Source organism: Methyloversatilis universalis EHg5 (assembly GCF_000378945.1).
In the GTDB taxonomy this organism is placed as follows: Bacteria; Pseudomonadota; Gammaproteobacteria; order Burkholderiales; family Rhodocyclaceae; genus Methyloversatilis; species Methyloversatilis universalis_A.
This window is the reverse complement of sequence record NZ_KB900539.1, coordinates 13,347-35,977: the sequence shown is the minus strand read 5'-3', so window position 1 is coordinate 35,977 and position 22,631 is coordinate 13,347. Positions and strand designations below refer to the sequence as shown.

At 66.6% G+C, this 22,631-nt stretch carries 23 protein-coding genes; 11 read left to right on the top strand and 12 right to left on the bottom strand.

Translation table 11 applies throughout. From position 1 onward, the window contains the following. The first annotated feature begins 97 nt into the window (after positions 1-97). The 10 genes from METUNV2_RS0100140 to fba all read left to right on the top strand — a co-directional run bounded on the left by METUNV2_RS0100140 (position 98) and on the right by fba (position 9,698). Entirely contained in the window at positions 98-517 is a 420-nt protein-coding gene (locus METUNV2_RS0100140; protein WP_018227487.1) for a ribulose bisphosphate carboxylase small subunit, read from the top strand. Between the two features lie 10 nt (positions 518-527). Continuing rightward, positions 528-1,460 (top strand): CbbX protein, encoded by a 933-nt coding sequence (gene cbbX / locus METUNV2_RS0100135; RefSeq protein ID WP_018227486.1) that lies wholly within the window; start codon positions 528-530, stop codon positions 1,458-1,460. Next, positions 1,450-2,217 (top strand): HAD-IA family hydrolase, encoded by a 768-nt coding sequence (locus METUNV2_RS0100130; RefSeq protein WP_018227485.1) that lies wholly within the window; start codon positions 1,450-1,452, stop codon positions 2,215-2,217. The genes cbbX and METUNV2_RS0100130 overlap by 11 nt, the downstream gene beginning before the upstream one ends. Beyond that, the gene (rpe, locus tag METUNV2_RS0100125; RefSeq protein WP_018227484.1) at positions 2,214-2,912 is read left to right on the top strand and encodes a ribulose-phosphate 3-epimerase; all 699 of its coding nucleotides are present in this window, start codon (positions 2,214-2,216) and stop codon (positions 2,910-2,912) included. Before METUNV2_RS0100130 ends, rpe begins: the two co-directional genes overlap by 4 nt. Next, positions 2,905-3,609, top strand: coding sequence for an HAD-IA family hydrolase (locus METUNV2_RS0100120; protein ID WP_018227483.1), 705 nt, complete (start codon positions 2,905-2,907; stop codon positions 3,607-3,609). The genes rpe and METUNV2_RS0100120 overlap by 8 nt, the downstream gene beginning before the upstream one ends. A 70-nt stretch (positions 3,610-3,679) precedes the next feature. Next, the gene (locus METUNV2_RS0100115; protein WP_008063499.1) at positions 3,680-4,750 is read left to right on the top strand and encodes a class 1 fructose-bisphosphatase; all 1,071 of its coding nucleotides are present in this window, start codon (positions 3,680-3,682) and stop codon (positions 4,748-4,750) included. Between the two features lie 38 nt (positions 4,751-4,788). Further along, positions 4,789-5,667, top strand: a complete 879-nt coding sequence (locus METUNV2_RS0100110) for a phosphoribulokinase (protein WP_008063502.1) — start codon at positions 4,789-4,791, stop codon at positions 5,665-5,667. A 10-nt stretch (positions 5,668-5,677) separates the two neighbouring features. After that, positions 5,678-7,717, top strand: coding sequence for a transketolase (gene tkt, locus METUNV2_RS0100105; protein ID WP_018227482.1), 2,040 nt, complete (start codon positions 5,678-5,680; stop codon positions 7,715-7,717). Continuing rightward, positions 7,714-8,577 (top strand): glyceraldehyde-3-phosphate dehydrogenase, encoded by an 864-nt coding sequence (locus tag METUNV2_RS0100100; RefSeq protein ID WP_018227481.1) that lies wholly within the window; start codon positions 7,714-7,716, stop codon positions 8,575-8,577. Before tkt ends, METUNV2_RS0100100 begins: the two co-directional genes overlap by 4 nt. A 104-nt stretch (positions 8,578-8,681) precedes the next feature. After that, the gene (fba, locus tag METUNV2_RS0100095) at positions 8,682-9,698 is read left to right on the top strand and encodes a class II fructose-bisphosphate aldolase (RefSeq protein ID WP_008063508.1); all 1,017 of its coding nucleotides are present in this window, start codon (positions 8,682-8,684) and stop codon (positions 9,696-9,698) included. Between the two features lie 167 nt (positions 9,699-9,865). Here fba and METUNV2_RS0100090 read toward each other — a convergent pair whose 3' ends face one another. Genes METUNV2_RS0100090 through METUNV2_RS0100080 form a run of 3 tightly spaced genes read right to left on the bottom strand, consistent with a single transcriptional unit; the run spans position 9,866 to position 12,895 of the window. Then, complete coding sequence (locus METUNV2_RS0100090) at positions 9,866-11,239, bottom strand: sensor histidine kinase (protein WP_018227480.1); 1,374 nt, start codon at positions 11,237-11,239, stop codon at positions 9,866-9,868. 20 nt (positions 11,240-11,259) lie between these two features. Next, on the bottom strand, positions 11,260-12,024 hold the full coding sequence (locus tag METUNV2_RS0100085) for a helix-turn-helix transcriptional regulator (RefSeq protein ID WP_018227479.1): 765 nt from the start codon (positions 12,022-12,024) through the stop codon (positions 11,260-11,262). A gap of 10 nt (positions 12,025-12,034) precedes the next feature. Beyond that, on the bottom strand, positions 12,035-12,895 hold the full coding sequence (locus tag METUNV2_RS0100080; protein WP_026187740.1) for a DMT family transporter: 861 nt from the start codon (positions 12,893-12,895) through the stop codon (positions 12,035-12,037). Positions 12,896-13,210: 315 nt separating this feature from the next. Between METUNV2_RS0100080 and METUNV2_RS0100075 the strand changes: the two genes are divergently transcribed. Then, positions 13,211-15,403 (top strand): putative bifunctional diguanylate cyclase/phosphodiesterase, encoded by a 2,193-nt coding sequence (locus METUNV2_RS0100075; RefSeq protein WP_026187739.1) that lies wholly within the window; start codon positions 13,211-13,213, stop codon positions 15,401-15,403. A 13-nt stretch (positions 15,404-15,416) separates the two neighbouring features. Here the strand turns inward: METUNV2_RS0100075 and METUNV2_RS0100070 are convergent, their stop codons facing one another. The 9 genes from METUNV2_RS0100070 to METUNV2_RS18725 all read right to left on the bottom strand — a co-directional run bounded on the left by METUNV2_RS0100070 (position 15,417) and on the right by METUNV2_RS18725 (position 22,621). Then, positions 15,417-16,313 (bottom strand): arylamine N-acetyltransferase family protein, encoded by an 897-nt coding sequence (locus METUNV2_RS0100070; RefSeq protein WP_018227476.1) that lies wholly within the window; start codon positions 16,311-16,313, stop codon positions 15,417-15,419. Between the two features lie 55 nt (positions 16,314-16,368). Further along, on the bottom strand, positions 16,369-17,853 hold the full coding sequence (locus METUNV2_RS0100065; RefSeq protein WP_018227475.1) for an acetamidase/formamidase family protein: 1,485 nt from the start codon (positions 17,851-17,853) through the stop codon (positions 16,369-16,371). Between the two features lie 167 nt (positions 17,854-18,020). Continuing rightward, positions 18,021-18,932 (bottom strand): nuclease-related domain-containing protein, encoded by a 912-nt coding sequence (locus METUNV2_RS0100060; protein ID WP_018227474.1) that lies wholly within the window; start codon positions 18,930-18,932, stop codon positions 18,021-18,023. Continuing rightward, positions 18,932-19,807, bottom strand: coding sequence for a GIY-YIG nuclease family protein (locus tag METUNV2_RS0100055; protein ID WP_018227473.1), 876 nt, complete (start codon positions 19,805-19,807; stop codon positions 18,932-18,934). Before METUNV2_RS0100055 ends, METUNV2_RS0100060 begins: the two co-directional genes overlap by 1 nt. 108 nt (positions 19,808-19,915) lie before the next feature. Beyond that, positions 19,916-20,077 carry a hypothetical protein gene (locus METUNV2_RS20260; protein WP_332309770.1) on the bottom strand — a complete coding sequence of 54 codons (162 nt, stop codon included), beginning with the start codon at positions 20,075-20,077 and terminating at the stop codon, positions 19,916-19,918. Between the two features lie 236 nt (positions 20,078-20,313). Then, positions 20,314-20,652 (bottom strand): zinc ribbon domain-containing protein YjdM, encoded by a 339-nt coding sequence (locus tag METUNV2_RS0100045; RefSeq protein ID WP_026187738.1) that lies wholly within the window; start codon positions 20,650-20,652, stop codon positions 20,314-20,316. 61 nt (positions 20,653-20,713) lie between these two features. Next, on the bottom strand, positions 20,714-21,115 hold the full coding sequence (locus METUNV2_RS0100040) for a PIN domain-containing protein (RefSeq protein WP_018227472.1): 402 nt from the start codon (positions 21,113-21,115) through the stop codon (positions 20,714-20,716). Beyond that, entirely contained in the window at positions 21,112-21,360 is a 249-nt protein-coding gene (locus METUNV2_RS0100035; RefSeq protein ID WP_026187737.1) for an AbrB/MazE/SpoVT family DNA-binding domain-containing protein, read from the bottom strand. The genes METUNV2_RS0100040 and METUNV2_RS0100035 overlap by 4 nt, the downstream gene beginning before the upstream one ends. Positions 21,361-21,709: 349 nt before the next feature. Further along, positions 21,710-22,621, bottom strand: a complete 912-nt coding sequence (locus METUNV2_RS18725) for a Fic family protein (RefSeq protein ID WP_232415572.1) — start codon at positions 22,619-22,621, stop codon at positions 21,710-21,712. Between the last annotated feature and the right edge of the window lie 10 nt (positions 22,622-22,631).

Here is a 22,631-nt window from a genome sequence, read left to right as displayed (position 1 = left end):
GCCGCGATCAGCGCCTGATCGGGCAGCGGACACGCTGCCTGCGCCCTGCGCGGCGGGGGCGCTGCGCCCACAGCCCCCTTCTTACCGGAGAACCACCATGCGCATTACCCAAGGCACCTTCTCTTTCCTGCCCGACCTGACCGACGCACAGATCCGTGCCCAGATCGAATACTGCCTGTCCCAGGACTGGGCGGTCGGCATCGAGTACACCGACGATCCGCACCCGCGCAACACCTTCTGGGAAATGTACGGCAACCCGATGTTCGACCTGCGCGACCCGGCGGCCATCATGCTGGAGGTGAAGGCCTGCCGCGACACCTTCCCGCAGCGCTACATCCGCGTCACCGCCTTCGATTCGACCCACGGTACCGAATCGGTGGTGCTGTCCTTCATCGTGAACCGTCCGGACGCCGAGCCGGGCTTCCGCCTGATCCGCACCGAAGAGCCGGGCCGCACGCTGCGCTACTCGATCGAGAGCTACGCGGTGCAGGCCAGCCCCGAAGGCGCGCGTTACTGAGCCGGCCGCAATGGACGCCGCCACCCTGATCCAGACCGTGCCGGCTGCCGCCGGCGAGGCGACGTCGCCACGCGCGATGTTCGCCTCGTCCGGCGTGCAGGCGCTGCTCGAACAGCTCGATGCCGAGCTGGTCGGGCTGGCGCCGGTCAAGGGCCGCATCCGCGACATCGCGGCCCTGCTGCTGATCGACCGGCTGCGCGCGCAGCAGGGCCTGCAGTCGCAGCCGCCCTCGCTGCACATGTGTTTCACCGGCAACCCGGGCACCGGCAAGACCACGGTCGCGCTGCGCATGGCCGAAGTGCTGCGCCAGCTCGGCTATGTGCGCAAGGGTCATCTGGTGGCGGTCACCCGCGACGACCTGGTGGGCCAGTTCATCGGCCACACCGCGCCCAAGACCAAGGAAGTGATCAAGAAGGCCATGGGCGGCGTGCTGTTCATCGACGAGGCCTACTACCTGTACCGGCCCGAGAACGAGCGCGACTACGGCCAGGAAGCGATCGAAATCCTGCTGCAGGTGATGGAGAACCACCGCGATGACCTGGTGGTGATCCTCGCCGGCTACCGCGACCGCATGGACACCTTCTTCTCCAGCAACCCGGGCATGGCGTCGCGCATCGCGCACCACATCGACTTCCCGGATTACAGCGAGGACGAGCTGATGCGCATCGCCGACCTGATGCTAGGCGGCCTGAACTATCGCTTCGACGGCGACGCGCACGAGGCTTTTGCACGCTACATCGCGCTGCGCCGCCAGCAGCCGCATTTCGCCAACGCGCGTTCGGTGCGCAATGCGCTGGACCGCATCCGGCTGCGTCACGCCACCCGCCTGTTCGGCGCCGACGCTGCGCCCGACCGCGACGCGCTGTGCCGGCTCGAAGCGTCGGACGTGCTGGCCAGCCGCGTATTCGCGGCCGACGGAAAGGACGACCTCCATGCGTCTTGATGCCCTCATCTTCGACGTGGATGGCACGCTGGCTGACACCGAAGAAGCGCACCGCACCGCCTTCAACCTCGCTTTCGAACAGCTGGGCCTGAGCTGGAAGTGGACCCGCGCCGACTACCGCCGGCTGCTCACCACCACCGGCGGCAAAGAGCGCATTGCACGCCACATCGCGTCGCTGGACCTGAGCGAAGCCGACCGCGCCGACCTCGGCACCCGCATTCCGCAGATCCACGCGATCAAGACCCGGCTGTACAGCGCGGTGGTGCGCGACGGCGCGGTGCCGCTGCGGCCGGGCGTCGCCCGCCTGCTGGACGAAGCCGCCGCGGCCGGCTGCCGGCTGGCGATCGCCAGCACCACCACCGCCGCCAATGTCGACGCGCTGCTGCACGCCACGCTGGGCACGCGCGCACTCGACCTGTTCGGCGTCATCGCCTGCGGCGACCAGGTCGCCGCCAAGAAGCCGGCGCCCGACATCTACCTGCTGGCCATGCAGCACCTCGGCGTGCGCGCCGAACACGCGATCGCCTTCGAGGATTCGGACAACGGCCTGCGCGCCGCGCAGGCGGCCGGCCTGTGGACCGTGGTCACGCCCACCTACTGGAGCGAGGACCACGACCTGTCGGACGCCGACCTGCTGCTGCCGCACCTGGGCGAACCCGCCATCCCGCTGGCCGGCGAACCGGGCAGCCGGCTGCGCGAGACGGCATGGCTGTCCTTCGCCGAACTGGGTGGCCTGCGCGAAGAGGCCCTGTCATGAGCGTTCGCATCGCCCCCAGCCTGCTGTCGGCCGACTTCGCCCGCCTCGGCGACGAAGTGAGCGCGGTGATCGAAGCCGGCGCCGACCTCATCCATTTCGACGTGATGGACAACCACTACGTGCCCAATCTGACGGTCGGGCCGCTGGTGTGTCAGGCCATAAAGCCATACGCGACAGTGCCCATCGACGTGCACCTGATGGTGAAGCCGGTCGATGCGCTGATTCCGATGTTCGCCCAGGCCGGCGCGTCCATCATTTCCTTCCACCCGGAAGCGAGCGAGCACATCGACCGCACCGTGCAGCTCATCCGCTCGCACGGCGTGAAAGCCGGTCTGGTGCTGAACCCGGCCACGCCGCTCAGCGTGCTCGACCACGTGCTGGACCAGCTCGACCTGGTGCTCATCATGTCGGTGAACCCGGGCTTCGGCGGCCAGCGCTTCATCGAATCCGCACTGCCCAAGATCGAGGCAGTGCGCCGGCGCATCGAGGCCAGCGGCCGCGACATCTGGCTCGAGGTCGATGGCGGCGTCAATGCCGACAACGCCGCGCGCGTCGCCGCCGCCGGCGCCGACACGCTGGTCGCAGGTTCCGCCGTATTCACCGGCGGCCGCTATGCCGATTCCATCCGCACGCTGCGCGAACGCGCCCTCGCCGGCCGCGCGCAGACCTTCGCCCACGAGTCCTCTCATGCCTGACAAGAACATCCCTGACCTGAGCCGCATCCACGCCATCGCCTTCGACCTCGACGGCACGCTGGTCGATAGCGCCGCCGACATCTGGCACGCGCTGAATGTCGGCCTGTCCACCGCCGGCCTGCCGAATGTCGACCTCGTCACCGTGCGCGGCTGGATAGGCGGCGGCCCGGACAAGCTGATCGCGCGCGCACTCGCCCACCTCGGCCGCACCGACGACGCCACGCTGCCCGCCCGGCTGCGCGCCGCCTTCGACCGCGCCACGCTGGCCGCGCCGCTGGACCACGGCATGGTCTATGACGGCATCGAGGAAATGGTGGAAGGGCTGTACGCGCTGTGCCCGCTGGTGGTGGTGACCAACAAGCCCACGCCGCTGGCGCGCGCGGTGCTCGCCGCCGCCGGCCTGCTGCCCTTCATGTCCACCGTCCATGGCGGCGACCGCGAAGAGCTGCTCAAGCCCTCGCCGTCCATGCTGGTCGATGCCGCGGACCGGCTGGCGGTCGCGCCGGCGCAGCTGCTGATGGTGGGCGACAGCGCGGCCGACCTGCTGGCGGCCAAGGCCGCCGGCTGCCCGGTGGCGCTGGTCGGCTGGGGCTATGGCGAGCATGCCTCCGCCCCCGGCGTCACGCCCTGGCCACTGACCCGCCCGGCCGAACTGCTGGCCGCAATGAGCGCGCGCTTCGAGGAACAGACCGAATAGTCATCACATGCCCGCGCAGCGCCGCACAGACGGCACGCGCTCAGGAATTCACATCAAGGGAGGAGAAATCATGCCCACAGGCGGACGCACCACGCTGGTCCAGTACCTGATCGAAGAACGCCGTCGTCATCCGGAGGCGACCGGCGACCTCAATGCGCTGATCACCGACGTCGCGCTCGCCTGCAAGGCGATTTCGCGCAAGGTGGCTTTCGGCGGGCTGGCCGGCGTGCTCGGCTCGGCCGGCAGCGGCAATGTGCAGGGCGAGGAACAGAAGACGCTGGACGTGCTCAGCAACCAGATCTTCCTGCGCGCCAACGAATGGGGCGGCCACGTCGCCGCCATGGCGTCGGAAGAGCTGGACGACATTTCGCTGCCGCCGGGCCAGTACCCGCGCGGCAAGTACCTGCTCGCCTTCGACCCGCTGGACGGCTCGTCCAACATCGACGTGAACGTGTCGGTCGGCAGCATTTTCTCGATCACCCGCGCGCCCGATCCGGACCGCGAAGCCACCACCGCCGACTTCCTGCAGCCGGGCCGCGAACAGGTGTGCGCCGGCTACGCGATCTACGGCCCCTCCACCATGCTGGTGATCACGCTGGGCAGCGGCACCCACGGCTTCACGCTGGACCCGGTGCTGGGTGAATGGGTGCTCAGCCACCCGGACCTGAAGGTGCCGTCGGCCACCCGCGAATTCGCGATCAACGCGTCCAACAGCCGCTTCTGGGAGCCGGCGGTGCGCCGCTACGTGGACGAATGTCTGGCCGGCCGCACCGGCCCGCGCGAAGCCGATTTCAACATGCGCTGGATCGCCTCGCTGGTGGCGGAAACCCACCGCATCCTGATGCGCGGCGGCGTGTTCCTGTACCCGAAGGACAACAAGGACCCGGCCAAGCCCGGCCGCCTGCGCCTGCTGTACGAAGCCAGCCCGATCTCCTTCCTGATCGAACAGGCCGGCGGCCGCGCCAGCACCGGCCGCAGCCGGCTGATGGACGTGCAGCCGGAGGCGCTGCACCAGCGCATCGGCTTCGTGTTCGGTTCGGCCGACGAGGTCGAGCGCATCGAGGCCTACCACCGCGAGCCGGCGGACGACTTCCGCTCGCCGCTGTTCGGCAAGCGCGGCCTGTTCGCAGACATCGTCTGAACGCACACCCGATTCCGCATCCTTCCGCGAGGTTTTCCATGTCCGCGAAACACCCCATCGTCGCCATCACCGGTTCGTCCGGTGCCGGCACCTCGTCGGTCACCCGCACCTTCGAGAACATTTTCCGCCGCGAAAACGTATCGGCCGCCATCATCGAAGGCGACAGCTACCACCGCTACGACCGCGCCGAAATGAAGAAGGCCATGGCCGAAGCCGAAACCGGCGGCCGGCCGCACTTCAGCCACTTCGGCGAAGACGCCAACCTGTTCGCCGAACTCGAACAGCTATTCCGCGACTACTCGGAAAGCGGCACCGGCCGCAGCCGCAAATACCTGCACAACGACGAAGAAGCCGCGCCCTACCAGCAGCCGGCCGGCACCTTCACGCCGTGGGAGCCGCTGCCCGACAGCGAACTGCTGTTCTACGAAGGCCTGCACGGCGGCGTGAAGACCGAACATGTTGATGTATCCCGGTACGCCGATCTGCTGATCGGCGTGGTGCCTGTCATCAACCTCGAGTGGATCCAGAAGATCCACCGGGACCGCAGCACCCGCGGCTATTCCACCGAAGCCGTGACCGACGTCATCCTGCGCCGCATGCACGACTACGTGCATTACATCTGCCCGCAATTCACGCGCACCCACATCAACTTCCAGCGCGTGCCGGTGGTCGATACCAGCGACCCCTTCATCGCGCGCACGATACCCACCGCCGACGAAAGCCTGGTGGTGATCCGCTTCGCCAACCCGCGCGGTTTCGACTTCCCCTATCTGCTCAGCATGCTGCACGACTCCTTCATGTCGCGCGCCAACACGCTGGTGGTGCCGGGCGGAAAGATGGAACTGGCGATGCAGCTCATCTTCACGCCGATGATCCTGCGTCTGATCGAACGCCGCCGCCAGCAGCGGGCCGCCTGAGGAGAGCGCGATGAACGACATGAACGCCCCGCTCTTTCTGCGCACCCAGTGCGCCAACGCGATCCGTGCGCTGGCCATGGACGCGGTGCAGGCCGCGAATTCCGGCCACCCGGGCATGCCCATGGGCATGGCCGACATCGCCGAGGCGCTGTGGCGCCACCACCTGAAGCACGACCCGGCCGACCCGCAGTGGCCGGACCGCGACCGCTTCGTGCTGTCGAACGGCCACGGCTCGATGCTGCTGTATGCGCTGCTGCATCTCACCGGTTACGACCTGCCGATGGACGAGCTGCGCCGCTTCCGCCAGCTGCATTCACGCACGCCGGGCCATCCGGAGATCGACGTCACGCCGGGCGTTGAAACCACCACCGGCCCGCTCGGCCAGGGCATCGCCAACGCGGTCGGCATGGCACTCGCCGAGAAGCTCCTGGCCGCCGAATTCAACCGGCCGGGCCACACGGTGATCGACCACCGCACCTGGGCCTTCGTCGGCGACGGCTGCCTGATGGAAGGCGTCAGCCACGAAGTGTGTTCGCTGGCCGGCACCTGGAAGCTGAACAAGCTGGTGGTGTTCTACGACGACAACGGCATTTCGATCGATGGCGACGTGAGCGGCTGGTTCACCGACGACACGCCGGCCCGCTTCGAGGCCTATGGCTGGGCCGTGGTGCGCAATGTGGACGGTCACGACCCGGTGGCGCTGGACGCCGCCATCGAGGCCGCCCGCGACAGCGACAAGCCGGTGCTGGTGTGCTGCCGGACGCGCATCGGCCAGGGTTCGCCCAACCGCGCCGGCACCGCCAAGGCGCACGGCGAGGCGCTGGGCGACGTCGAAATCGCGCTCACCCGCGAAGCGCTGGGCTGGAGTGCGGCACCGTTCGAGATTCCGGAGACGCTGCGCGCCGCCTGGTCGGCGAAGGAGCGCGGCGCCGCCACGCACCGCGCCTGGCAGCAGCGGGTCGACAACTACGCCAAGGCCTTCCCGGAACTGGCGGCCGAACTGCGCCGGCGCCTGCGCCGCGACGCCCCGCTCACGTCGGACGCGCTGCGTGCGCTCGAAGCCGCCTGTGACGCCGCCGAAGCGCGCGCCGCCTCGGTGGCCACCCGCAAGGCTTCGCAGGACACGCTGCACATCGTGGCACCGGCGATTCCGGAACTGCTGGGCGGCTCGGCCGACCTGACCGGCTCCAACCTGACCGACTGGAAGGGCCATCGGCCGCTGAAGGGCGACGGCACCGGCAACCACGTGCATTACGGCGTGCGCGAATTCGGCATGTCGGCGGTGATGAATGGCATCGCGCTGCACGGTGGCTATCGTCCGTACGGCGGCACCTTCCTCACCTTCTCCGACTACGCGCGCAACGCGATACGCATGTCGGCGCTGATGAACCTGCCGGTCACCTATGTGTTCACCCACGACTCGATCGGCCTCGGCGAAGACGGCCCGACCCACCAGCCGGTGGAACACGCGGCCAGCCTGCGGCTGATTCCGGGCGTCGATGTGTGGCGGCCGGGCGATGCCACCGAAACCGCGGTGGCCTGGCGCGAGGCGCTGCGCCGCGGCACGGGTCCGCAGCCGGGCCCGGCCTGCCTGCTGCTGTCGCGCCAGGCGCTGCCGCACGCCGGCGACGGCACGCCGCGCATCGATGACATCGCGCGCGGCGGCTACGTGCTGCGCGCGCCACGCGACGCCCGGCTGTGCCTGATCGCGACCGGCTCCGAAGTCGGCATCGCGCTGCTGGCGGCGGAGCTGCTGGCGGCGGAAGGCATCGCCGCCCGCGTGGTGTCCGTGCCCTGCGTCGAGGTATTCGAACGGCAGGACGCGCACTGGCGGGAAACCGTGATTCCGCGTGCGCTGCCGCGCATCGCGGTGGAAGCCGGCAGCACCGGACTGTGGTGGAAGTACGTCGGCGAACGCGGCGATGTGGTCGGCCTGGACCGCTTCGGCGAATCGGCACCGGCCGGCCAGCTGTTCCAGCAGTTCGGCATCACGCCGGACGCGGTGGCCGCCCGTGCGCGGGCCCTGCTCGCCACGACGGAGCAGCCGTGAGCGTGCGCGTCGCGGTCGACGGCAGCGGCGCCATGGCGGCCAGCGTGCTGCACGCGCTGGCCGGACGGGACGACCTGGATCTGGTCGTACTGAACACGCCGAGCGGGGATGCCGGGGGTGCCGGCATCGTCCCGCGCAGCCGCGAGCGCGACGCGCGCCGTCTGCCGTGGAAGCGGCACGCGGTCGACATCGTGTTCGACTGCAGCGGCCGCGACGCGCGCACCCATCTGGCCGCCGGTGCGCGGCGGGTACTGAGCTGCGCACCGGCCGCCCGCGGTGCCGACACCACGGTCGTGTATGGCGTTAACCACCGCGCGCTGCGGCCCAGCCACCGCGCGGTACACGGCGCCTGTCGCGCCACCCACGGCATCGCGCCGGTGGCGCGGGTGCTGCATGACGCGCTGGGCATTTCCAACGCCATGCTCACCGCGGTGTACAGCCGCCCGCACGACGTCGAGGGCGACGGCTTCGCACTGCCGCTGCGCACCGGCGCCGCCGACCACCTGCACCGGGTGCTGCCCGAACTGGACCACTGTTTCGACGAAACCGAACCGATGCGCATGCCCGGCGTACACGCCTCGCTGATCGGCATGGTGTTCGTCGCCGAGCGCACCACCACGGTCGAAGAGGTGAACAGCCTGATGCAGGCCGCCGCCTTCGGCGACTGGGCGGACATCGTGCGCTACGGCGACACACCGTTCAGCACCGCGCTGTCCGACCGCGACACCCGCTCATGCATCTTCGAAGCCGGCTGGACCCAGGTGTCCGGCCGCGTGGTGAAGGTGTGCGCCGGCTACCGCGGCGACCGCGGTTACGCGCACCGCATGGTCGATACCGCCGCCGTATGGAAGGCGTCGTGATGCGACGCCCTCAAGCCTGAAACCGCAGCAGTCCGGACGCCCGCGTCCGCGTTTTCCCGCCGTCCCGATTTTTTTATTTCGCACCGTCCTTCAAGGAGAACCGCATGCCCATGATTTCCCTGCGCCAGCTGCTCGATCACGCCGCCGAACACGGCTACGGCGTGCCCGCTTTCAACATCAACAACCTTGAACAGATACAGGCCATCATGCAGGCGGCGCAGAAGGTGAATGCGCCGGTCATCCTGCAGGCCTCGGCCGGCGCCCGGAAGTACGCCGGCGAGCCCTTCCTGCGCCGCATGGTGGAAGCGGCCGCGGAAATGTATCCGGAGCTGCCCATCGTGCTGCACCAGGACCACGGCGCCAGCCCGGCGGTATGCGTGCAGGCCATCCGCTCCGGCTTCACCAGCGTCATGATGGACGGCTCGCTGATGGAAGACGCGAAGACGCCGGCCAGCTACGAATACAACGTGGACGTGACCCGCCGCGTGGTCGACATGGCGCACGCGGTCGGCGTGTCGGTCGAAGGCGAACTGGGCTGCCTCGGCTCGCTGGAATCCGGCACCGCCGGCGAGGAAGACGGCGTCGGCGCGGCCGGCGTGCTCACCCACGACCAGATGCTGACCGACCCGGACCAGGCCGCCGAATTCGTCGCCGCCACCGGCGTCGATGCGCTGGCCATCGCCATCGGCACCAGCCACGGCGCCTACAAGTTCAGCCGCAAGCCGACCGGCGACATCCTCGCCATCGACCGCATCAAGGCCATCCACGCGCGCATCCCGAACACCCACCTGGTGATGCACGGCTCCAGCAGCGTGCCGCAGGACTGGCTGGGCATCATCCGCGAGCACGGCGGCGACATCCGCGAAACCTACGGCGTGCCGGTCGAGGAAATCCAGGAAGGCATCCGCCACGGCGTGCGCAAGGTGAACATCGACACCGACATCCGCCTCGCGATGACCGGCGCCATGCGCCGCGCCATGGCCAAGGACCCGTCGGAATTCGACCCGCGCAAGTTCATGAAAGACGCCATGGCCGCCGCCCGCGACCTCTGCATCGAACGCTTCGAAGCCTTCGGCTGCGCCGGCATGGCCGGGCGCATCGTGCTGCGCAAGGCAGCGTAAGGGCTGCAGCTCGGTTCTCGCAGGCGGCCGATCGCGACGGGGGCGTCGCTCCCACAGAAACAGCTCCGCTCGCGGCAGTTGCCGTGGGAGCGGCGCCCCCGCCGCGATGCAGCCCGTGCAGGGCCGCAGGCGGTTTCAGTCCGCCATCGGGCAAACGCCGCCCCACCTTATGACGGTGAATCTGTGCGTGGCAGTTCGAGCACGAATTCGGCGCCGCCCTTCGGGTGGTTGAGCGCGGTGAGCGTGCCGCCGTGCTGTTCGACGATGCCGTAGCTGATGGACAGGCCCAGCCCGGTGCCTTTGCCCACCGGCTTGGTGGTGAAGAAGGGTTCGAAGATGCGCGACAGGTATTCGTCCGGGATGCCCGGGCCACTGTCGCGCAGGGTCATGCGCACCGTGTCGCCACGACCTTCGCAGGCGAGGTCGAGACGGACGGTCTGGCCGTCGGTGCCGGCGGCATCGCAGGCGTTCTGCAGCAGATTCATCACCACCTGCTGCAGCTGGCCGGCGCTGCCCTGCACGATGCAGGGTTCGCCCGGCGTCCAGTCCAGTTCGATGTCGGCGGTGCTGCCCTTGCGTATCCAGTGGATGGCGCGACGGATGACAGTGTTCAGATCCACCGGCTCGCGGCTGCCGGAATCGACCGCGGAAAAGCGCTTCAGGCCATTGACGATGTCGGCGGTGCGCTGCGCGCCTTCCACCGTGCCTTCGATCAGCGAAGGCAGATCCTTCAGCAGGTGCTCGATGCGCAGCTTCACCCGCATCGCGGCCAGCTCTTCGTCGCTGGCGCCTTCATGCACCGCGTCGATGTAGCGGCCCATGCGCTCGCTGTACTTCTTCAGCGCATGCACGTTGCCGAGCACGAAGCTGATCGGGTTGTTCAGTTCGTGCGCCACGCCGGCCACCAGACGGCCGAGCGAAGCCATCTTTTCCGAATGCAGCAGCTGCTGCTGCGCCAGCTTGAGCGCTTCGTGCGCCTCGCGCAGTTCGTGATAGGCGCGCTTCAGTTCGGCGGTGGGCCGGCCGACGAACACGGTGCCGGCGCGCCGGCCGTTGCGCGCGAAGCGCGGCGTGAGGTTGGCGTCCACCGGCACCGGCCGGCCTTCGGCATCCAGCAGGTTCAGTTCGGCGGCGGCGCCGCGGCGTGACGGATTGGCGTCGCCCAGAATGCCGCGCAGCCGCGCCACGCTCGCTTCATCGGCCAGCAGCGAGTACACCGGCGTGCCGTTCAGCTGGTCATCGCTGCGGCCGACCAGTTCGCACAGCGCGGCATTGGTTTCCTCGATTTCGCCGCGCTCGTTGCACACCAGCAGCACGTCCGACATGGCGGACATGACGCTGAAGATGAACTGCTGCGACTCTTCCAGCTCGACGTTCTTCTGTTCGAGCGCGATTTCGTCGCTCACCAGCTGCGAATACACCTCGTCCATGCGCTGGATCACGTCCAGCCAGGTCGCCTCGTCCACGCCCTCGATGTGGGCGCGCGCCAGCAGGTGTTCGGTGTCGGCGGAAGCTTTCGGACTGTCCGGGGTGTGGGGCATGACGGCGCTCGGCGCGAAGTTCAGGCCGCCATGCTAGCCGCAGCGCGGCGCCAGTGGCCGGGTGGCTGGCCGAAACGCTGGGTGAAGCGGCGGGTGAAGGCACTCTGGTCGGCGAAACCGGTGTCGGCGGCGATATCGGCCAGCGTGCAGTCGGGCCGGTCGAGCAGGGCGAGTGCGGCGTCCAGCCGCAGGCGGGTCAGGTAGCGGTGGGGCGCTTCGCCGAAGGCATCGACGAACAGGTCGTGGAAGCGCCGCGGGCCGTAGCCGAAATGCGTGGCCAGCACCGCCAGCGACGGCGGCTCGCCGGCGTGGGCGCGCAGCCAGCCGTCGATGCGGGCGACCGGAAAGCGGCGGGCGTCGTGCGCCACCGGGGCGGCATGCAGGCGGCGCGCCAGATCGTCGGCGAAGCGGGCGGCCAGCATCCAGTGACGCGGCCGCGACACGCTGCTGTCGCGCACACCGAGCAGCGGCTGCACCCGGCCGCGCAAGGCGGCGTCGATCGCGAAGGGACGCGGGCACTCGAACAGCGCGCGGGGCAGGGCGACCGAGTCGGCTGGCAGGTCCACCACCAGCTGGCGGTTGCCGTGGTCCAGGCCACGGTAGTCGTGCCGGGTGCCGGCCGGAATCACCAGCCCGGCGCCGGCGTCGACCCGGTGCAGGTGGCCCTCCACCTCCAGTTCGGTACCGCCGTCGCCGCCCAGCACCACCTGATGGAAGTCGTGCGCGTGCCCGGCCGGTTCGGCGGCGTAGCAGCGGGTATCGACATTGGGATCGGCGGCGTGCATGGCATGACTTTCAGCGACGCCGGCACAGTAGCACGCCACCCAGGGCCAGCGCGAAGCCGCCGATCTGCAGCGGACTGAGCCGCTCGCCGAACAGCAGCGCCGCCTGCACCGCGGCCAGCGGCGGCACCAGCAGCACCAGCACGCTCACCCGCGCGGCCGAACCGTGGCGCACCATCCACACCAGCAGCGTGCTGCCGATGGCCGACAGGCCGAGCACCGCCCACGCCAGCGCGCCCCACAGCGCCGGGCCAGGCACCCAGAGTGACTCGCCGAGTGCCAGCGCGGCGCACAGACAGATCAGCGCACCGCCGGCGTTCTGCAGCGCGCTGGAGGTGAACAGGTCGGCGGCGGCGATCGAGCTTTTCTGCACCAGCGTGCCGGCGGTAATACCGGCCACCGACAGCAGTGCCACGCCCACCACCAGCGGCGACAGCGCTTCCGGCCCGACCGCGGACAAGCGCGGCGCCAGCACCATCAGCACGCCCAGCGCACCGGCCGCCAGACCGCCCCAGAAATGCCGGCCCAGCGGCTCGGCGAACAGGCGCTGCGCGATCAGTGCGGTCAGCATCGGCTGCAGCGTGGCCAGCAGCGCCATCACCGCCGGCGACAGGCCGTGCGCCACCGCCCAGTAGCCGCCGCCCATGTAAACGCCCTGCAGCAGACCGCCGGCTACGAAGTGCTTGGGCCACTGCGCACGCGCCGGCCAGGCCGCCCGCAGCGCCAGACCCAGCGCTGCGTACATCAGCGTGGTCAGCGTGAAGCGCGCAAGCAGGAACAGCGACGGGTCGGCCACGCCATCGATCGCGCGGGCGACGATGAAGCCGGTGGACCAGACCAGCACGAACAGCACGGGGGCAAGCAGCGAAAGCACGGCGGCAGAACGGGACAAAACCGTAGTCTGGGCCCGATCAGCCAGCCTTGTCTTGTCGAAAACTGCAGCGTGCGGACAGACGCCATGAAGCATCCACTGATGCGCTCACGAGTGGAATACCGCAACTGAACGGTACAGATGCGCTGAAACAAAATGCGTCGGCAACATCCATGACCTGAGGTGTGGCGTACAGTCCGCATATGCTGGATCGGCATACCATATGGATGAATATGCCGGTCGACCCGACCGCCATTCCTGCAGATCAGAGCGGACGGCCCCTGCAAAGGCCTGTCCGTTCCCTATCGGGATATCGCGATGAAATGTCCTTCCATTCTTCCGTCAGAACCGGAACGCCTCATGGCGCTGGCTGCCTATGGGCTGGACAGCAGCCATGCGCTGCCCAGTCTGGACCCGGTGGTGCGCATCGCGACGCGCATGTTCGGCATGCCGGTGGCCGCGGTGAACCTGATCGGCAGCGACCATGTGTTCTTCGCCGCCAGCACCGGCATAGACCAGGCGGTCGACATGCGGCGCGACGTGTCTTTCTGCGCGCACGCGATCAACCAGCGCGAAGTGATGGTGGTGCCGGACGCACTGCTGGACGAACGCTTCCATGACAACCCGCTGGTCACCGGTTCAGCCGGGCTGCGCTTCTATGCCGGCGTGCCGCTGCTGTCGCCGGACGGTCATGCGCTGGGCGCGCTGTGCGTGATCGACAGCCAGCCACACGCGGATTTCAGCGACGAGGACTGCGAGCGCCTGCGCGAACTGGCGAAGATGGCCGCCGACCGCATGGAACTGCGCCGCATCGAGGCGGCCCCCGAGCACGGCCGCCCTGCCTTCGACGATTTCGCGAAGAACGCACCGAACCCGCTGATCGCCTTCGATGCCGGCGGGCTGCTGATAGGCTGCAACGCCGCTGCGGCCGCACTGCTCGGCATCGACCCGCAACGCTGTGCCGGCACACCGGCCGACGCGCTGCTGCCGGCACAGGAGCGCCCCGCCTTCCGCACCCTGCTTGCGCAGGCCGCAGCGCAGGCATCGCTGGACGGGCTTACGGTGCCCCGAGACATCATCGGCCTGCGCAGCGACGGTACGCAACTGCTGCTCGGGCTGACGCTGTTCCTGCACCGGGAGGCGCGCGGCATCACTTTCAGCGCTCATCTGCAGGACTGCACCGAGCGCCATGAACGCGAAAACGCACTGCGCCGGATGGCCACCACCGACGGCCTGACCGGGCTGGCCAACCGGGCCGCCTTCTTCCGCAGCGTGGAGCGTGCACTGACAGGGTCGCAGCAGGTGGCCGTCGTCATGATCGATCTGGACGGCTTCAAGGACGTGAATGACACGCTGGGCCACGCCATCGGCGACGGCATCCTGCAGCAGGTCGCGCGGCGGCTGGAGGCCTGCGCCGGCGAGCACGACCTCGCGGCACGCATCGGTGGCGACGAATTCGCGCTGCTGCTGACCGACATGGACAGCCTGGAACGGGCCACCGGAATCGCGCAGGCGCTGCTGAATTCGATCGAAACACCCATCGTGATCGACGGACACGAGGTGGGGGTGGCCGCCAGTGCCGGCATCGCGCTGGCGCCGCTGCACGCGGCCGAAGCGCTGGAACTGATCGGCAATGCGGATCTGGCGCTGTTCAAGGCGAAGAAGGTCGGTCGCGCGCAGTGCTTCACCTATCTGCCGGCCTTGCGCATGGAAGCGGTGGCGCGGCGGCTGTACAGCATGGAACTGCACCGGGCCGCACACGAGGGCGAATTCCTGATGTTCTATCAGCCTCAGGTCAGGCTGGCGGACGGCAGGCTGAGCGGCGCGGAGGCCCTGATACGCTGGCTGCATCCGGAACGCGGGCTGCTGGCGCCAGCGGCTTTCCTGCCGGCACTCGAAGGCGGACCGCTGGCCGCCATGGTCGGCAGCTGGACGCTGGAAGAGGCCTGCGCCCAGACCGCGTTCTGGCGGCGCAACGGCGCGCCGCATTTCCGGATAGGCGTGAATCTTTTCAGCGCCCAGTTCCGGGTCGGCGATCTGGTGGCTGAGGTCGCCGAAGTGCTCGACCGCTACGGCCTTCCGCCCGACGCGCTGGAACTGGAAGTCACCGAAAACATCGTGCTCGACCACGATGACCGGGTGCTGGACACGCTGCAGCGGCTGAGGGCGCTCGGGGTGGGCGTGTCCTTCGACGACTTCGGCACCGGCTACGCCTCGCTCAGCCTGCTCAAGCGCTACCCGCTGACCCGGATCAAGATAGACCGCTCATTCGTCGACGGCATGCTGGAATCGGAGCGCGATGCGTCGGTGGTGCGCGCCATCCTGGACATTGCCCGCAGCTTCGAGCTGGAGAGCATCGCCGAGGGCATAGAGCGCGACGTGCAGCGCATCCGGCTGTTTAACGAAGGCTGCACCGACGGCCAGGGCTATCTGTTCGGGCAGGCGTTGTCGGCGGAACAGTTCGCGCGGACTTTCGGGCTGGCGGCCGGCAGCCAGGTGTCGAACGGCTGAAAACCGCCCGCATTCAGCTTTCCGGCAAGGCCCGCAGCTGCACCACCAGATCCGGCTGATCGGCAACCGCCAGTCCGAACAGATCCTGCAGCGTGGCGATCAGTGCATCGGTATCGGCCAGCACGCGACGCTCGATGCCGCCGTCGTTGCGGTATTCCGACAGTTCGCGGTTGAACAGCGTCCAGCGCCGGTCGGCACCCGCACGGGCCAGCAGCAGGTTCTGGGTGAACAGCGACTGCGGATGGGTGGACAGGTAGTAGCTGGGCGCCACGTAGTCGCAGGCATGCACCTCGATGCGCCGCAGCCGGTACAGCGGCCGCCACTCGCCAGCAAACGCCTGCAGCCACCATTCCTCACCGTCGAGCAGCAGCCGGTAGCGGCCGTGCGGCGTGGCCTGTTCGACATCCGGTTGCCAGCGCAGCGGGGCGGTCACCGTGAATACGCCGAAGCCGACATCGACCAGACGCTGACCGTCCGGCGTATCGACGTCGAGCAGCATGTGGAAGGGCGGCGTGGCCAGGCCTTCCGGCTGGTTCCACACCACGCGCGCGACCAGCTCCCGCACCGTGAAACCGAGCGCGCGCAGCGCGTCGGCGAACAGGCGGCTGTGCTCGAAGCAGTAGCCGCCGCGCCGTGCGTCGATGAGCTTGGCCGCCACCGAGGCACTGTCCACCTCGACCGCCCGGCTGCGTATCGGGTCCAGATTCTCGAACGGGATGGCGATGGTGTGCGCCAGCACCAGCGCGTCCAGCGTGGCGTTGTCCGCCGGCGGGCGGGCGGCGCCGGTCCACGCGATGCGGGCGAGATAGGCGTCGAGCGGGAAGGACATGGCAGCAGCGGCGAAAGATGGATGCGTGATGATGCCGCGTGCGTCACCGCGGGCATCATCGAACAGGTCACGCCGCGCCATGAAGACTGTGCTGCACACGGCAGGCCTCGGTGTGGGCCAGGCCTGCCGCCTGGCCTTACAGACTGCCGCCGGAGAACAGCGCCTTGCGGATCACCGCGTGCACGCCCCAGTTGCCATCCACCACCTGAGTAACCGCGAAATCGACGCCGACCGACAGCAGCGAAATCGCCTCGTCCTCGCTCAGGCCCTGAGTGTCCATCAGGAAGGTGCGGCTCTTGCGGAAGGCATCGCGCAGCGCCAGATCGACTGATGACTTGGCGTAGATGTCGCTCTGCGCCTTATCGCCCAGCTCGGCCAGGTAGTTGGCGAAGCTGAAGCCGTGGATCACCCACTCGTCCTGGGTTTCAAGCAGCGGGTATTCGAGCTTGGCCAGCGGCGTGCCGGCGAGGTCGGCCTTCTTGTGCAGGATGAACTGGAAGGTGCCGGTGAGCGAGCACTCGATCGCGGTGCCGCACAGTTCGGAATCGCCCTGGCCGGCGTGCGGGTCACCGACCGAGAACAGCGCGCCCTTGACCGCGACCGGGTAGTACATGGTGGCGCCCTTGCCGATGCGCCAGTTGTCGATATTGCCGCCGGTATAGCTGGGCGGGATGGAATCGACCATATCCGCCTCCTTCGGCGCGACACCGGCCACGCCGAAGTGCGGCCGCACCGGCACCCGCACGTTCTTCAGCACGCCGTGGTTCTCTTTCACCGTCGCGTGATCGACGATTACGCCCGGGTAGTCGATGGTCTTGTGCACCACGCCGAAGGGGTCGGTCTGCGGCGTCCACTGGAAGTTGTACACCGCCTGCGCCCAGTTGCGGTCAAGCCCGGCGTCGATTTCGTAGATGGTGATCACTTCGCGGTTCTTCGGCTCGGTGATCAGGTCCTTGTAGTGGAAGCCCCACCAGGCCGCCGCATTGACGCCGAAGCTCTTGCCCTTGTACGTCGGGTTGGCGCTCGGCCGCGGCGCCACATCGACGATGCGCACCTCGAGCACGTCGCCTTCTTCCGCGCCCTTCACGTACACCGGACCGGTACAGATGTGCACGCCCAGACCTTCGCCCGCGCCCCGGCCAAACAGGCTGGCATCCATCGGCCCGGCACCGCGCCGGTTCACGCCTTTCCGTTTCTTGTCCCAGTGGAACACGCTCTCGGCGCCCGGGTCGCCCTTGATCATGCGCTCGTAATCGTCACCGGCGTGGTGGGTGAGCGTTTCGATGGTGACGAAATCGCCGGAACTGATTTCCACCTGCGGCTTCAGCGACTTCGAGAAATAGCCCCAGTGCACCGTGTCGGCGCTGGCCGGGATGAAGTAGTGGCTGCGCGTCTGCATCGTGCCGTCAGCCGCCCGCGCCATCGAACTGCCGACCAGCCCGGCGCCCAGCGTGCCCAGCCCGGCCGCGATCGACCCTTTCAGAAGCCCGCGCCGCGACGGATCCTTGGGCGCCGGATCGTCGATATGCGGGTCGCCGTTGCCATCGACCTCGACGGTCAGACGACCTTTCGAATCGCAGAAACTGCAGTGCTGATGTGCGGGATGTGTGCAGCCGGACATGTGATGCGCTCCTTATCTGGATTGGGGATGGAGGCGGAAAGGGTCCTCACCCCGCGCAGCATTCGTGCCAGCTGGAAAGTGCTTTCAGATCAACGGGTAGTGCAGTGGAGGCATGCCCCCGGACGGTGCGGGCGCACTGAGGCGGCGCAGGTGTGATGATGTCGCTGCTATCGCGAATAGAGCGGTGTGACGTCGCGACAACGCTGACCGAGCTGATGGGCAATCTGCTGGATCGTCTGGTCCGTAAGCGACTGATGTGCATTCTTTTCCAGCAGGGTTTTCAGCATCCGCCCACTCAGAACGATGACTGTGCCCTCGCCGCCCGGGTCTACGAACCAACCGGGCAGTGCAAGTACTGGCGCCGCTCGTACTCGCGTGCCGGTTGCGCTGGACAGCCACTCAGTCAACCACTTTGCCTGCCGCGCTGACTGCTCGAGAGGCTTGGTCGTCGAGTAATTTGGAAAGACAAGCTTCTTGCCGTCAAAAACGACCGTCGCATTTTTCCTGCCATCACCTTCCGCGAGCTTCGTATAGCCCTTGGTTTCGACGGCAAACACACCTTGCCGAGCAACAACGACGTGATCGATATTGAACTGCTCAGCAGGAAAATCGTGAAACACCAATGCGCCCTGATGCATCAGCTGATTGAGCTCCTGGCCCACAGCCAGCTCTGCGTCATAGCCTGCTTTCAGCTTGTCGAGCTCGGTCGCAATTTTCAGGAGCTGACGTAGACAGTAAGCGGCATTCGCCACCGTCAATGCACCATATATAAGCGCGACGCCTAGCCCCACGTTCTTGTCACCGAGAAGTGCGATCTGGCCAAAGTACAAGGCCACCACTGCAGTCGGCACAAACATCAGTCTGAACAGCTGCTCCCACAGATCTTCCTGCAGTTGCTCTATCTGCTCGCCCAAACCATGACCGGGTGGGCGAAGCAGATCAAACCCAATAGGAGACTTGCGGCGGGCGCGAGCGATGGCCTTCCTGCGCTGAAGCAGAAAGCCTCCGAGAAAAACGCTGACCACCATCGGACCCACGACAATCAGTGCGATCCCTATCTGCGCCACCAGACCGTCCATCAGACCGAGGCCTCCTCAGCCTGCAACTCCTTCAAGGTCCGGCCCCGCGTGTCCTTCCACATGAGTCGTCCGTTGGAACAGGTTCCGAGCACCATGTCTGACGCCGACGAAGGTGAGCTGAATACGTAGTCCTGGGTGAAGCGGTAGACGTTGCCATCACGAACAAGGGCGCCGTTCTCGATCAGTTCCTGCCGCAGGTCGTTTGATCTGCGCATCTGCTGAAAGCTTGGCGTCACCACGGTCACCGTCTGGGAACCCGCCTTTACGACGAAGCCCTGGCTGGACTCAAAACCGGTCGCCAGAACGCCTTTTGCCTTGCAGGTAAGCAGCACCTCTTTCCTGCCTATCGGTGCGGGGCTTGACTCGAATGCATGAACGCCCATCACCGGCAACATCCCCAGCATGTTTTCCAGAAACACCATCATGTCGGCGCGATCCGCTTCCGACAGACTGGATTCCAGCGGCTGGTTGGCGTTGTCCAGTGGCACACGGCGGGCCGCTTTCGCCAAGCGGATCAGGTGGGCTTCGAGAAATTGCACATGTGCCTTGTTGAGCTGCCCCGGTGCCGCGATGAAGCAGATGGCGCGAGTCCAGAAATCCTTCTGTACGTAGTGACTTTCGAGCCGTGGGCGCACCGGGTCGCCTTCGCCGATGTAGAGCAGTTCACCCTCACCATCCTCACGCGGACCGAGCAGCAGATAGACACCGGTCTGCTTCAGTTCATCGCGCTGCTTCACCTGGGGCAGCAGGGCACGCGGGAACATCAGCGCTTTGCCAATCCAGTTCGATCGCTCGACGATACGCAGCCCGTCCGGGTCGCCATCAGCGACAAAGATGCGCAATGAAAACGGCTTGTTCATGTTCTGGTCGTCCATCTCATTTTCACGCTGCCCAACCGTCGGCAGCATCCGCGGTTGGCCGACGCCCGCCTTCGCTGGCGGTGAATTTCGCTGAAACCTGTCGGGTACGTCTACGCATTCCGCTCAACTGGCCAGTTCGTTGAACAGGACTTCGTTGATGCGGTACTTCTCGCGGCCATACTTCTGCTCGCGCAGGATGCCCAACTCGGCAAGAGTCTGCAGGTAGGTCAGACGGTCTGCCGCTTTACGATGTCCGCATCGACGACAAACTGGATCTTGGCACACGGGTGCAGGAAGATGACATCGATCTTTAGATCACCGGCGCTTCGGTTTGCGCCCGTGCGCGCACACTTTCCAACAGGGCACGAATCCGTTGCACCTGATCTTGGGTCTGTTGCGCCGTAGATGGGATGGCGCGCAGCATGAACAGAATCCAGTTTTACCCGTCCTGCGCCTCGGTGACGCGGCGCACCCCCCTCTTGGATTCGCCGACCGATCTGGACGCTGACGCCGCAGTCAGCTCATACCTTCTTCACGAACTCCGACTTCAGCTGCATCGAGCCAAATCCGTCGATGCGGCAATCGATGTCGTGGTCACCTTCGACCAGGCGGATGTTCTTCACCTTGGTACCCACCTTCAGCACCGAAGAACTGCCCTTCACCTTCAGATCCTTGATCAGCGTGACGGTATCGCCGTCCTGCAGCACATTGCCGTGCGCGTCCTTCCACACCCGCTGCTCATCGCCCGCAGCAGCCGCATCCCGGCTCCATTCGTGACCGCATTCCGGACAGACGAGCAGGGCGCCGTCTTCGTAGCTGAATTCGGAATTGCATTGGGGGCAGGGGGGAAGGGTGCTCACGGGGTTCCTTGGAAAGAAGGGGTTGGAAGAGGCAACAGGTACTCGTGCCGCCGATGGGCGATCAATCTGCGAGCAGCTCCATGCCTGCCCGCTGAGCGCCGCGATCGAAGGTGACGATGCGATCGCAGCCGGCGGCGCGGGCGCTTGCCACGATGAGCGCGTCAGGGAAGTCGATGGACGGTTCCGCCTCGATCGCAGCGAGCGCCTGATTCACGGTGGCGCGCTGATCGATCTGCAACTGGCGCGAATCGAGCAGATCACGCACCAGCTCGCAGATTTCACGCTTCGACGCCTTGTACAGGCGCTGCATGACCCAGCAGGTTTCGACCAGCACGACGAGCGATACGAAGGCAGGCGACGTTTCGCTCACCTCCTGTTCGATCAGGCGGGTAGCGAGCGCGGATTGCTGGGCGTGGTCCTGCGCCAGATAGCGCACCAGCACATGGGTGTCGAGCGCGATCACTTTTCGCCGACGCCCGCAGCAGAATCTGCGATGGCCGCATTCATTTCATCGATCGATACCGGGTTGTCAGCACGGCCGGCGAAGCGACCTTTCAGACTGCGTACGTCATTGCGCAATGGAACGATCCGGAAGCCCGCACCATCCGCGACGAAATCCACCTTGTCGCCAGTCTGCAGACCCAGCGCGGTACGAACGGCGAGCGGAACGGTGATCTGGCCTTTGCTGGTCAATGTCGATGTGGTCATCCCGGCCTCCGAATTCCTTACTTGAGGTAAGGAATCATAGGCGAAGTGGGGGCGTCGATCAAAGTCCGGGGATCTGGTCTGGAGACTGAAGCCTGTGGTGAAGCTTAAAGCGAGGGTGTTGTCGAAGTCGCGGAGCGCAAGCGGTTGCGTTACCTCGCAACCCTTCGAGGTGAACGACCGAGGATTCCTCGGTAGTTGCCAGGATCAATACTGTTGCGTGCGCACAGCAGGCCTCAGGAATGAGTCGCTCGATGCGCCGGGTTCCCCGACACCTGTCGAGCTGATCGACACATGAAAAATTCGTGTTTAAAAACATACCGAAAATCGACACGTCTTCCGAACGTGTCGATCACGTCGACGCATCCCTCGCTAAACTGGCCAGTTCGTTGAACAGGGCTTCGTTGATGTAGTACTTCTCGCGGCCGTGCTTCTGTTCGCGCAGGATGCCCAGCCCGGCAAGCGTCTGCAGGTAGGTCGAAGCGGTCTGCCGCTTGGCGATGCCTGCGTCGACGACGAACTGGATCTTGGTGTACGGGTGCCGGAAGATGACCTCGATCAGATCCTTGCTGTAGATCGCTGGCGCTTCGGTCTGCACGCATGCGCGCACACTTTCCATCAGGGCACGAATCCGCTGCACCTGATCATGGGTCTGCTGCGCGGTAGATTCGATGGCGCGCAGCATGAACAGAATCCAGTTCTCCCAGTCCTGCGACTCGGTGACGCGGCGCAAACCTTCGTAGTAGGCCGCGCGGTTGGCGATGATGTAGCGCGACAGGAACAGGACCGGGGTGTCGAGCAGCCCCTTCTCGACCAGATACAGCAGATTGATGATGCGCCCGGTACGGCCATTGCCATCCGGAAACGGATGGATGGCCTCGAACTGGTAATGCATCACCGCCATCTTCACCAGCGGGTCGATGCCGTCTTCGGCATAGATGAACTGTTCGAGATTGCCCAGCTTGTCGCGGATGACGGCCTCGCCGATCGGTGGGGTATAGACGACCTGACCCACCTCGTTCTTCAGCGCCGTGCCCGGAATCGCCCGGATGTCCAGTTCGGTCTGCTTGATCAGCCGGACGATTTCGACGAAAAGATTGGTCGTCAGCGGCCGAGCCTTCAGCGCCTGAAAGCCGTGATAGAGCGCTTCGCGGTAGCGCAGCACTTCCTTCGTGTGCGGATCGCTCTTGCCTTCGGGATCGGTCCGATACAGCTCATCGTTGGTAGTGGCGATGTTCTCGAATAATTCTGTAGTACTGGCCAAAATTAACCCA